Raw genomic sequence first — 11307 nt, forward strand, 5'->3', positions numbered from 1 at the left:
TCAGTCAGCCTGGGGGTCGCCGGTTCGACACGATGGTTCGGCGGTGGCGGCGAGCAGAGCGGTGTCGTCGTCGACGCGGTCGGGGGTGTTCAGCAGCTCCAGGGCTCGTTCGGTGATCTGCTGGGGGTCGGTGCGGGTGGCGGCGGGCAGCGCGCCGCAGGTCTGGCGTAGGGCCTCCAGGCAGCAGTCCAAGGACAGTGCCCGGTTTTCCACCAGGCCGTCGGTGTACAGCAGCAGACTGGAGCCGGGCGGGAACGCCACCTCGCGGTCGACCGGGGTGCTGCCCAGCCCCAGCGGCAGCGCCGGGGGCAGCTCCAGATAGGCGGTGTCGGTGGCTATCAGCAAGGGCGGCAGGTGCCCGCTGGCGGCGTAGCGCAGGCGGTGGCGGTGTGGGTCGTAGACCGCGTACAGGCAGGTGGCAAATCGTTCGGTGGCGAGCGACTGCAGGTAGGCGTCCAGCCTGGCCAGCACCTGGGCCGGGCTGGCGCCTTCCATCGCGAGGCTGTGCAGGGCGGAGCGGAGTTGGCCCATCACGATGGCGGCTTCCACGTCGTGGCCCATGACGTCGCCGATGGCCAGCCCCACGGCGCCGTCGGGCAGTGCGAGCACGTCGTACCAGTCGCCGCCGACCTCGGCGCCGCGGTTGCTGGCCCGGTAGTGGGTGGCCAGGCGCACCCCGGGCACCTGGGGCAGGTGGTGGGGCAGCAGGGCGCGCTGCAGGGTCAGGGCGAGGTGGCGTTCGTTGTGGTACCGGGTGGCGTTGTCGTAGGCCAGGGCCAGGCGGTGGGTGAGGTTCTCCAGATACTTGTGTTCGACCGCGGAATAGCCGGTCTGCCGGACCAGTACCAGGGCCCCCAGTGTCCGGTCGTGGGCATGCAGCGGCAGGGCGAGGTTGGCGGCGGGCGGTGGGTGCGGGCCGGCTGGGGCCGGGGCGGTGCCGTTGATCGCGTGGGTGGCGGCGGTGGCCAGGGCTTCGGGGGAAAGAAGGGGGGCGCCGGCGATGTAGGCCGGGGGCGACTGTGCCGGGGCGGGTGTCGCGGCGGTGAGGTGGATGCTGATCTGGTCGGCGAAGTCGGGCAGCAGGATCTGGCCGACGGTCTGGAGTATCTGTTCCGGGTCGAGGGTCGCGGACAGCCGCAGGCCCGCGTCGGCCAGGGAGGCCAGCACGGCCAGTTGGCTGCGGGTCTCGGTCAGGACCTGTTCGCGCAGCCGGGACAGCTCCAACCCGGTGCGGACGCGCGCCAGCAACTGGCGTGCGGAGAAGGGTTTGGCCAGGTAGTCGTCGGCTCCGGCCTGCCGGCCCTGCATGGATTCCTCCTCGCCGGCGCGGGCGGTGAGCAAGACGATGGGCAGGCGGGCGGTGCGCGGGTCGGCGCGCAGTGCCCGGACCAGCTCGAAGCCGTCCATGCGGGGCATCATCACGTCGCTGAGCACCAGCTGCACCGGCTGCGCCAGGGCCATTTCCAGGGCGGCCCGGCCGTCGGCGGCAAGCAGCACGTCGTAGTCGGGCTCCAGGAGCTGGGCGAGGTAGGCGCGCATGTCGGCGTTGTCGTCGACGACCAGCAGGCGGGCCCGGTGGGGACGATCGGCTTCGTGCGGCTGGGGGCTGTGGGGGGCGTCGTGCGTCGCGGGGGCGTGCGGGGTGGGTGCCGCGGGGGCGGCCGGGGCGGGGACGGGGTCAGCCGCCAGCCAGCCCAGCGCCTCGTCCACATAGGCCGCGGCGCGGCCGGACCGGCCGCCTCCGCCTTCCCCGGGGGTTTCCCGGGTGATCCAGCGCCGGCGGCGGGCGGGTCCGGGCGTGGCCGGTGGGCGGCGGCGAAGGGCAGGTCCACGGTGACGTGAGTGCCCTGGCCGAGCCGGCTTTCCACACCGACGGTGCCGCCGTGCGCTTCCACGAGGTCCTTCACCAGCACCAAGCCGAGGCCGCTGCCCTCATGGGAGCGGGAGCGGGCGCCGCGGACCCGGTGGAAGCGCTCGAACAGGCGCGGAAGCTCGTCCGCGGGGATACCGGTTCCGGTGTCGGTCACGGTCAGCCGGGCTCGGTCGCCGGCCGCGGCCACCTGCACCCGGGCGCCGCCGGTGAAGGTGAACTTCAGGGCGTTGCTGAGCAGGTTGAGGATGATCTTCTCCCACATCTCCCGGTCCAGGGACACCGGCCTGGACAGCGGCGGGCAGTCCACCTCCAACGTCAGCCCGGCCGCCTCGAAGGCGGAACGGAACACCCCGGCCAGCTCGGCCGTGGCACCGGCAAGGTCGACCGGCTCCAGGGCCGGGCGTATCTGTCCGGCCTCGGCCCTGGCGACCTCCAGGAGGGTGTTGACCTGCTTCAGCAGGCGCAGGGCGCCACGCTCGGCCAGCTCCAGCTGCTCGCGCCGCTGTGGCCGCTCCTCGTCGGCCAGGGCCTGCTGGAGAGGGCCCAGGAGCAGGGTGAGCGGGGTGCGCAACTCATGGCTGACGTTGGCGAAGAAGGTGGTCTTGGCCCGGTCCAGCTCGGCCAGCGCCTCCGCCCGCCGGCGCTGCTCGTCGTGAGCGAGCGCGGCCGTCAGCGCCCCGGCCACGGCGGAGGCGAGCACCTCCAAGAAGTCCCGGTATGCCCCTGCCGGCGGGAAGCAGGGGTTGACGCCCACCACCAGGACGCCCTCCACCTGGCCCGCACAGTCCAGCGGCAGAGCCAGCGCCTGCTCGACCGGGAGCCGCGAGGCCGCGGCGTGCCGCCCGGCCGTGTTGCCTCGGGTGAACGCCGCAGCCGGCAGCGTGGCGGGGGCACCGTCGGCAACCACCTGAGCCAGCCGGGCCGCGACCTCCGACCCGTCGGCCGCACTCAGCGAGGCGGATTCGGGCGCCGGCTGCAGCCCGGCGGAGGCGGCCGGCCCCAGCATCCCCGGCTCGGAGGCAAGGTAGAGGCCCAGAAACGGGATCTCCTCGGGATAGGAGCCCAGCACCTCTGATACGACGCGGGCGACCTCGCCCGGGGTGACCAGACCGGCGGTGCGGGCGCCGGTCTCGCTCAGCAGGCGCAGTCGGCGCTCGCCCAGTACCCGGCCGGTGGTTTCGGTGATGATCTGCAGCACGCCGCCGGCGGTGCCGTCGTCCAGTAGCACGGGCTGAAAGGAGGAGTCGAAGTAGCACTGTTCCGGAAAGCCGTGGCGCTCCATGACGAGCGGCTCATCGGGGATCAGCAGGGACTTGCGGGTGTCGATCACATAGTGGAAGTGGGAGCTCACGGGGTGGGCCCAGACTTCGGGGAACACATCCTTGTAGGGCTTGCCGAGCGCCCAGGGGTGTTTGGCGCCGACTATGGGTGAGGAGCCCAGGTTGTACAGCGTGGCGAATTCGGTACCCCAGTACAGAGCCATCCCGTGCTCAGAGGTGAGCATGAGGCGCAGGGTGTCCACCAGGGGCCCCGGCCAGGACTCAGGGGGCCCGAGCGGCGTCGTCGCCCACTCGATCCCGGCCAGAAGCTCGCCGAACGCGCCGGCCTCGGCGAACATCCGGGCCGCCGCGGTGCGCGGGTCTTCGGGCCGGGTCATCGAGAGATCTTCCTCCTGGCGCCTACGTGATTCGCCCGCGCCCTCCCAGCGCTGCCAAACGCTCACAGCGGATCTTCCGAGCAGATCGGACGCCGGATCCGACGGTTCCGGCTGTACTCCTGCCAGAACTGCAAGGTTAAAATATTCTAAACTGCGATTTGCTCAGAAGTGTACGTATTCAGCCGCACACCGACGGCGGCGATCATTGACTCGCAGTCCCTGCGGGCTGCTGACACCGTCAGCGCCGACGATGTGGGCAGCGACGGCGGGAAGGACCCGGCCGTCGCCCTGCACCGCCTATGCCTGACCGACCCGCGCTCGTCGCACCCGGACCGGCCGGGCCAGTTCCTGGCCGGCGGCGCCCCCTGGTTCCTCACCCTCTTCGGCCGCGACGCGCTCTGGGCCGCCCGCATGCTCCTCCTGCTCGGCACCGATCTCGCCGCCGGCACCCTGCGCACGCTGGCCCGCCGCCAGGACGCCGTCACCGACCCGGCCACGGAGGAACAGCCGGGCAAGATCGTCCACGAGGTACGCCGCGCCGCCCTCCGGATCGCGGACCGTCTCTCCCTTCCGCCTGTGTACTACGGCACCGTGGACGCCACCCCACTGTGGATCACCCTGCTCCACGACGCCTGGCGCTGGGGCACGGCCCCGGCAGAGGTCGAGGAGCTGCTGCCGCACGCAGAGGCGGCACTCGCCTGGATGCGCGAGGCGGCGGACGCGAGCGGCGACGGGTTCCTCAAGTACGTCGACCAGACCGGCCACGGCCTGTCCAACCAGGGTTGGAAGGACTCGGACGACTCCATCCGCTACCGCGGCGGCCGCCGCGCCCACGCACCGATCGCCCTGTGCGAAGTCCGGGCGTACGCCTACGAGGCCGCCCGCGCCGGGGCCGCACTGCCGCGCGCGTTCGGGCGGCCGGGCGCGGACGCCTGGGAGGACTGGGCGGACCAGCTGGCGACCCGCTTCCGCGAACGCTTCTGGGTGAGGACGAGAACGGCCCGTTCCCCGCGGTCGCCCTGGACGGCGACGGCAAGCCGGTCGACTCCGTCACTTCCGGCTTCGGTCATCTCCTCGGCACGGGCCTGCTCAACGCGGAGGAGAGCGCGCTGCTGGCCGCCCGCCTCGCCGGCCCGGACCTCGACGCGGGACACGGCCTGCGCACCCTGAGCAGCGACGCGGTGGCTACAACCCCTTTGGCTACCACGTCGGTGCGATCTGGCCGCACGACACCGCGATCGCGGTCCACGGCCTGGTCAGGGCCGGTTTCCCGGGAGCCGCCGCGTCCCTGGCGGACGGTCTGCTCGCGGCGTCGGCGGCATTCGACGCCCGCCTTCCCGAACTCTTCGCCGGCCACGGCACCGAGGCGGGCACCGGGCCCGCTCCCTACCCCGCGTCCTGCCGACCCCAGGCTGAGAAGCGCCGGGACGGCCGGAACCACGCACACGGCGACACGAGAATGGCCACGGCAGGATCCTCCGCAGATGGGTGCAGCTGGGTAAGGAACGATTGCCTGCCGACCCCAGGCCACGTGTCAGAGGAACCGGCGGATCGGCGCGACTGCGGTCTCCTGCAACCGCTGCGTGATGGAGCGGCTCCGCCAACGACCCCGCTCCATCAGTTCACTCGCACGCAGATCCTCGTCGAAGTGCCGGTCCAGGGTGGCGGTGAAGTCCTCGTCCAGGACCGTGAGCATCACCTCCTCGTCGTGGTCGAGGGAGCGGCGGTTGAAGTTGGTGGAGCCGATCAGCGCGGCGACGTGATCGACGGTGATCACCTTCGCGTGCATCATCGTCGGCTGGTACTGATAGATCCGTACGCCGCAGGCCAGGAGGTCCTCGTAGAAGTTCTGGCCGGCCAGCTGGCAGACGCGCTTGTCGGTGTACGGGCCGGGCAGCAGGATCTCCACTTCCACCCCGCGCCGCGCGGTCGTGCACAGCAGCTCGACGAAGTAGGCGTCCGGGGCGAAGTAGGCGGTCGCCAGCCGGAAGCGCTCCTGCGCCGACTCCACGGCGACCCGCAGCAGCGTCTGCATGTCCTGCCAGCCGAAACTGGCCGAACCGCGCACCACCTGCACCACGGCAGCGCCTTCGGGGGTGTGCTCGGCGAAACGGTCGCGGTCGTCGAACAGGGTGTCGTGGCACTCGGCCCAGTTCTGCGCGAAGGCGGCGGCGATCCCGTCGACAGCGGGGCCGCGCACCTGGACGTGCGTGTCGCGCCACTCATCCGGATTGCGGGCGTTGCCGCACCACTCCTCTGCGATGCCCACGCCGCCCGTGAAGGCCGTCTGCTCGTCGACCACGAGCACCTTGCGGTGGCAGCGGTGGTTCTGCTTGAGCGGGGAGAGGTACAAGGGCTTGCGGAACCACGTCACTTCGGCGCCGGCCCGCTCCATCAGGTCCAGCAGGTCCTGCTCGATGAGCCGGCTGCCGAACCCGTCCAGCAGAAGCCGCACCCGTACGCCGTCGCGGGCTCGGTCCGCCAGGGCTTCGGCGAAGTGGCGAGCTATCTCGCCCCTCCAGTACACGAACGTCATCATGTCCACGGAGTGCTCGGCGGCACGGATGGCGTCCAGCATCGCTGTGAAGATCTCGTCCCCGTTGCGCAGCGCCACCAGCGCATTGCCTTCGGTCGCGGCGATCCCGATCAGCCGCTCCAGCCGACGCCGCATTCGCTGCTTGCGCTCGGCCATGGAGCCGTTTGGCGCGACGGGCGACTGCTGGGGCGACTCGGACCCGCTGTTCGTGATGGTCATGACTCCCCTTGGCCGGCCCGAGAGGGCTACCCCGTACGCCGGCCACCGCCGGGGCGAGGTTCGACTGTACTCAGCCGCACGCCGGTCGGACCGGCCCGCGTACCCCGCAATCGGCTCCGTCGTGACCTTCGCCTTCAGCGAGCCTTCAACGACCAGGAGGCGCCGCCAGGAGCAATAGCTGAAACGTGCCGGTGACTTGGCGCGTCTGTCAGTTGTGGAGGGCCTGGGGGAGGGTTTCGCGGCAGTCGATGAAGGTGTCGACGCCGACGAGCCGGATGGTGCGCTCCACGGGTTCGGCGAGGGCGGCGAGGCGGAGCCAGCCGCCGGCCTCGGCCAGGCTGCGGTGGGCGGAGATGAAGATGTTGATGCCGGTGGAGTCCATGAAGCTGACGGTGCTCATGTCGACCACGACGCGCGGCCCGCCAGGGGTGGTGAGGGTCAGGGCTTGCCGCAAGGGTTCGCAGGTCTGCTGATCGATCTCGCCTGTGGCGGTCACCACGCGGACACCGTCGTCGATGGTGGTGGTCACCGACAGCCGGCCCCGTTGCCCGGCCCGTTCGGTCGCCGTCATCTCTTGCTCAGCCATATAGGTGATCCTGGCACGTCGGGTTCTACGACCCAAGTGCTACCCGCTTCGTATGAGTGAACTCTCTGGATGGTGGAGCCGGCAAGGCGTGCTCGGCGTCACCGTACGCGGGGGAGTCAACCGGCTGCCCGTGGGTAGGCGGGGGCGTGTGGACCGGGAGCGACGGCATTGATGAGTGAAGTGGGGCCGTTGGACGAGGACGGCAGGGCGCGGGGCGGCTCTTCGTCCTTGCAGACCACGGTGGCCCTGGAGGGCGGCGGAGCGACGATCGCTCAGGCCCGTCATCTGGCCGTGGACTTCCTCTCCCGGGTACAGGACCGGCATGGGATGCCTGTGTCGCAGCGTGCCGTGGAGCTGACACAGCTGGTTGTCAGCGAGCTGGTCACCAACGCCCGCAAGTACGCTCCTGGGCCGGTGCTGATGCACCTGGGTGTGGCGGGCGAGGCGGTGGAGGTCGTGGTGTGGGACTCCGACCCGGTCCTTCCGGTGGCCCGGGCCGCCGATGCCGGCCGTGTCGGCCAGCACGGCCTGGAGATCGTCATGGCCGTGGCCGAGGGCTTCGAGGCGCAGCGAGAGCCGGTCGGCAAACGCATCACGGTCCGCATCACCCTGCGCGATGATGCCGACGTCACGGGATGCCGGGTCCAATAGGCGGGCCTTGGGCCCTCGACGTGGTTCACGGCGCAGATGACCGTGCGGTGGTGCAGCTGCTGGTGCTTGGCGCGCAGCCGCTCCGCCTCGGCCCGCAGGCCGCTGCCTGTGGTGCGGGGCGCCGGATCAGCGCGTTCGGAGGCAGCCACGAGCTCAGCCACGACTTCAGCCACGGGGGCTACGTCCCGAACCCGCACCCCACCACACGAGTAGCCACTCATTCCATGTCTCGGGCACTGGGGTTGGCGGAGGGCTTCCAAGCGGCTTCCGCCGCTGGGGTGGTGGGATGGGTGGGAAATACCTGGTCCAGGCCGACGAGGCGGAAGATGCGATTGACACGGTCGGGGACGGCGGCCAGGACGATTCCCGCGTCGGCGGTCAGGGCGTGATTGCGGGCGGCGATGATGACGGTTCACCGCGCTCGTAGCCGAGCCAGTCCAGCAGGGTCGTGTTGATCTTTGCTATCCGGCCGTCGAGCAGGGTGGACAGGTAGCCGCAGGGTGCGTTCTCGTACAGGTCCTCGGCGCTGTCTTCCAACAAGGCGGAGAACTGCGCCTGTTCATCGACCGGGTCCTGGTCCTCCTGCGGATCTGCGTCTTCTTCCTCGCTGCCGGTCGTGCACATCAGCCGAGAGCCCTGGCGAAGGCGGTGATCTCCTCGGCGGTCTCCTCCGGAGCGGCCAGCTGAGGGCAGTGGCCCGTCGCGTCCAGCGGGACCAGGCTGCTCCCCGGGATCTGTGCGCGGACGAACTCGCCCACATCCGGTGGGGCGATGGCATCGCTGGAGCACTGGGCCACCAGCGTCGGGATGTTCACCTTGGCGAGGTCGGCGCGGTTGTCGGACAGGAAGGTCACCCGGGCGAAGACCCGGGCGATGTCCGGGTCCGTGCGGCAGAAGCTGTTGGTCAGCTCCTCGCCCAGCTCCGGCCGGTCGGGATTGCCCATGATGACCGGCGCCATCGCTCCCGACCAGCCCAGGTAGTTCGCGTCCAGCGACTCCAGAAGCTCCTCGATGTCCGCGGCGCTGAAACCGCCCCGGTACCCGGTATCCGGGTCGTCGATGAAACACGGCGAGGGCGCGAGCAGGACCAGACCGGCGAACGCCTCCGGCTCCCGCGCGGCGGCCAGCACCCCCATCATCGCGCTCACCGAATGCCCCACAAAGAGCACGGGCCCAAGAGCCAGCTCCCGGCACAGCTCCAGGACATCGTCGGTGTACCCGTCCAGAGTCGAATGCCGCTCCCGGCTCCACGCCGACAGATCCGAACGCCCCTATCCCACGTGATCGAAGACGACCACTGTGAAGTCACGCTCCAGCGTCGGCACAATCAGGCGCCACAGGTTCTGGTCGCACCCGAAGCCGTGCGCCAGCATCACCACCGGCCCACCAGCCCGTCCAGTCACCCGAACGCGGTTCCTGCTGCGCACATCTATGCGGCACATCCTGGCAGACACCCGTCAACCGCCCCCTCATCGGTGCCAATCGCGCCGCCACAACCCTTACCAGGCCTGATCAGACCTCCGCTTCCCCAAGCTCGTGGAAGGTCGGAGGGAGCCCCGGTGGGTTCCTTGGCCCCTTTGACCTTGCCGCGACGTCACGGCTTCTACTGACCTTCAAAGCGTGGTGTCGTAGGGGGTGACGTCTCGTGATCCATGCGGTAGGCCGACGTGGTCAGTAGGAAGGGTGACGGGCGGTCAGCGACAGGTCGTTCAGCGAGGAGTCCGGTGTCAGTCGTCTCTTGACGGCATCGGGTGTTCCCCGAAGCCGAGTATTGCGGTGGACTCAGCGCCAGTCGTCGATCACGTAGGCGTCTGGGTGGCTGTAGCCAGGTTCGTTGGGCTTGTGCATGGTCACGCCTTGCAGCCAGGTACGGAAACCGCGGTCGACCATGCGCAGGTAGGCATCCTGGCGGGCCAGGTTCATTCCGGCGTCCAGTTGCCCCAGGCCCTTCTCGGTGGCCAGCTGCTCGCACGCATTCAGCAGCCGTTCGAAGCGGTCCGCGGCGTCCGGGCCAGGGCGCACGGCGCCGAATTTGACGAAGCACACGTCCTCACCGGCCTCCGACCCCGCTCCGCAGTGGCAGACAGCCAGACCGTCGAGGCCGGAGTCGGCGCCCTCGAGGAGGATGGTGTCACCGAGCCCCTGTGCCTGCGTGGCCATGATCTCGCGCTCCAAACTCAGGCCCTCGTACACGGCCCCCGTCAGTGCGCGACTGAGGCTCAGTGCGTCGGGCCGCTCAGCGGCGGTCAGCTCGCCGTACAGCACTCGGCCGGGGACTGCGGCACTGACGGCGACCTGTTTCTTCATGATGGCTGTAAGGAATCGGGGCCAGAAACCGTACCGGCGGTAGAGCTCGAGGTGCTTGGGGCTGTGCGAGAAGGTGAACAGGCCGAGGTGGCGGTTCTCCCAGGTGTCGAAGCAGGCCATGACCGGTTCCATGAGGCGCCTGCCGATGCCCTGGTCCCACAGGTCCGGACGTACGGTCAGCGGGCCGAAGTACCCGACGCTGCCCCAGTTGGCGGCGAAGTTCGATCCGACGACCTCGCCCTCGACGGTTGCTGCGAATGCCGCGTGTGGATCTGCCGCCCAGCGGGTGCGGACATAGTCGGCGGTCCCGAAGAACGTCTCTGGCTCAGGCGCCCCGAGGAAGGTCCCGAAGGCGACCCTGAATATCTCGTCGGCCCGATCCAGGTCCGGCTCAACCAGCGGGCGGACCGACACCGAGGCGGCGACACTCGTTCGCTTCGCTGCGGGCATGATCGCTCTCCTTTCCGCCCCCGGTTCCATCGCACCACGGACGTGCGCCGCAGGCGAAGCGACAGGTCCCGGCGGTACCTCAAGGATCGAGCGGCCGCGTTCCCCTACGACCGGGCGGCCGTTTTCCTGCCGATCGACGACCCGCTGGGCCCCGGCCCGCCGGGGCCTCCGAGGAGCCGGAGGAGCGACGACTGTGCCTGCTCTACCGCCTCGCCCCGCCATGGTTATCACCGCCCTCGACAAGTTCGCCCAGCGAACTATTGGAGCCCGCCATGGCTACTTGACCTTGAATGCGGTGATGTCGTCATGGTGGCTGGCGTAGGAGGCCGGTGCCGGTGAGGCAGCCGTCGAGGACGTCGTGACGGTACTGGAGCTGGCGGAGGCCGCGTCGGACGGCAGTGCCACCGCGATCTGTCTCGCCGACCACGTCGACCCAGGCCGCCCGCCTGATGCCGGATCGACGCGATAAATTCGCTGGTCACTGCAGTGTTCCGGCTGCAGAATCAGCCGAATGCCGCGCTTCTTGTGTGACCACTGCAGACACCCCTCACCGGACCGGTCACCAAGGTGAAAGTGCCGCCACCGGTCCCGATGTCGGAGATCCCGGGTGTCCGGACACGTCAGGCCCGCGTGCCCCGCGGCACCTATGCCCCGGACTTTCGGCTGAGCGAGTTCAGCGACGACATCCCAGGCTTCATCGTGCACCCCACCGACGTGATCGGCACTGAACAGCATCCCGACCTCATGCGCTCAATCGGCTGCTGCCAAGGCCCTGCTGGCGGCGATGGCCTGAACCTGGTCTGCAGGGGCTGCGGAGCCGAAGTCGCCACCCGGCAAGCGGATTGTTATACCCAAAACCAGGTGACCTTCGAGCCGGCTGCGGTTTGCCTGTCCTTCTCCGACGATTGATCGCAGTCCCCGGTCAGGCCGAATCCGTTGACTTTCGGTGCTGCCTGACAGAGGTTCGCCGGAACACATGGCGGAGGCGTGGTGCGTATCGCCGGCCAGGTGGACATGGTGGAGGGCCT

Annotated in this window: 9 protein-coding genes and 2 pseudogenes; 3 read left to right on the forward strand and 8 right to left on the reverse strand. The window is 69.9% G+C overall.

Features of this window, described 5'->3' with window-relative positions:
• Together OHO27_RS42065 and OHO27_RS42070 are read right to left on the reverse strand one after the other, a co-directional pair.
• Positions 1-1515, reverse strand: coding sequence for a fused response regulator/phosphatase (locus tag OHO27_RS42065; RefSeq protein ID WP_328430721.1), 1515 nt, complete (start codon positions 1513-1515; stop codon positions 1-3).
• Complete coding sequence (locus OHO27_RS42070) at positions 1419-3530, reverse strand: sensor histidine kinase (RefSeq protein ID WP_328430157.1); 2112 nt, start codon at positions 3528-3530, stop codon at positions 1419-1421. Before OHO27_RS42070 ends, OHO27_RS42065 begins: the two co-directional genes overlap by 97 nt.
• A 168-nt stretch (positions 3531-3698) precedes the next feature.
• Between OHO27_RS42070 and OHO27_RS42075 the strand changes: the two genes are divergently transcribed.
• Positions 3699-4700 (forward strand): amylo-alpha-1,6-glucosidase, encoded by a 1002-nt coding sequence (locus OHO27_RS42075; protein WP_328430158.1) that lies wholly within the window; start codon positions 3699-3701, stop codon positions 4698-4700.
• Between the two features lie 364 nt (positions 4701-5064).
• On the opposite strand, the gene OHO27_RS42080 is transcribed toward OHO27_RS42075, so the two are convergent.
• Positions 5065-6222 (reverse strand): phospholipase D-like domain-containing protein, encoded by a 1158-nt coding sequence (locus OHO27_RS42080; RefSeq protein WP_328430722.1) that lies wholly within the window; start codon positions 6220-6222, stop codon positions 5065-5067.
• 271 nt (positions 6223-6493) lie between these two features.
• Positions 6494-6871, reverse strand: a complete 378-nt coding sequence (locus OHO27_RS42085) for an STAS domain-containing protein (RefSeq protein WP_328430159.1) — start codon at positions 6869-6871, stop codon at positions 6494-6496.
• A 171-nt stretch (positions 6872-7042) separates the two neighbouring features.
• Here OHO27_RS42085 and OHO27_RS42090 point away from each other — a divergent pair, with 171 nt between their 5' ends.
• On the forward strand, positions 7043-7522 hold the full coding sequence (locus OHO27_RS42090) for an ATP-binding protein (protein WP_328430160.1): 480 nt from the start codon (positions 7043-7045) through the stop codon (positions 7520-7522).
• Positions 7523-7933: 411 nt separating this feature from the next.
• Here the strand turns inward: OHO27_RS42090 and OHO27_RS42100 are convergent.
• From OHO27_RS42100 to OHO27_RS42115, 4 genes and pseudogenes are all read right to left on the reverse strand, one after another.
• Positions 7934-8146, reverse strand: a pseudogene (locus OHO27_RS42100) (histidine kinase); the annotation flags it as partial.
• A pseudogene (locus OHO27_RS42105) lies at positions 8146-8955 on the reverse strand (alpha/beta fold hydrolase). The pseudogenes OHO27_RS42105 and OHO27_RS42100, both read right to left, overlap by 1 nt.
• 349 nt (positions 8956-9304) lie before the next feature.
• A complete protein-coding gene (locus OHO27_RS42110; RefSeq protein ID WP_328430161.1) occupies positions 9305-10279 on the reverse strand; it encodes a GNAT family N-acetyltransferase in 975 nt (324 codons plus the stop codon).
• A 276-nt stretch (positions 10280-10555) separates the two neighbouring features.
• A complete protein-coding gene (locus OHO27_RS42115) occupies positions 10556-10684 on the reverse strand; it encodes a hypothetical protein (protein ID WP_443059674.1) in 129 nt (42 codons plus the stop codon).
• A gap of 186 nt (positions 10685-10870) precedes the next feature.
• On the opposite strand from OHO27_RS42115, the gene OHO27_RS42120 reads away from it, so the two are divergent.
• Entirely contained in the window at positions 10871-11188 is a 318-nt protein-coding gene (locus OHO27_RS42120) for a hypothetical protein (RefSeq protein WP_328430162.1), read from the forward strand.
• The last annotated feature ends 119 nt before the right edge of the window (positions 11189-11307 follow it).

Origin of the sequence: Streptomyces sp. NBC_00443 (assembly GCF_036014175.1) — a bacterium.
In the GTDB taxonomy this organism is placed as follows: domain Bacteria; phylum Actinomycetota; class Actinomycetes; order Streptomycetales; family Streptomycetaceae; genus Streptomyces.

What these genes read in the sequence shown, in the direction of transcription:
- OHO27_RS42080 (WP_328430722.1), bottom strand. Translation starts at nt 6,222, where the DNA reads ATGGCCGAGCGCAAGCAGCGAATGCGGCGTCGGCTGGAGCGGCTGATC.
- OHO27_RS42120 (WP_328430162.1), top strand. Translation starts at nt 10,871, where the DNA reads ATGTCGGAGATCCCGGGTGTCCGGACACGTCAGGCCCGCGTGCCCCGC.
- OHO27_RS42090 (WP_328430160.1), top strand. Translation starts at nt 7,043, where the DNA reads ATGAGTGAAGTGGGGCCGTTGGACGAGGACGGCAGGGCGCGGGGCGGC.
- OHO27_RS42070 (WP_328430157.1), bottom strand. Translation starts at nt 3,530, where the DNA reads ATGACCCGGCCCGAAGACCCGCGCACCGCGGCGGCCCGGATGTTCGCC.
- OHO27_RS42085 (WP_328430159.1), bottom strand. Translation starts at nt 6,871, where the DNA reads ATGGCTGAGCAAGAGATGACGGCGACCGAACGGGCCGGGCAACGGGGC.
- OHO27_RS42110 (WP_328430161.1), bottom strand. Translation starts at nt 10,279, where the DNA reads ATGCCCGCAGCGAAGCGAACGAGTGTCGCCGCCTCGGTGTCGGTCCGC.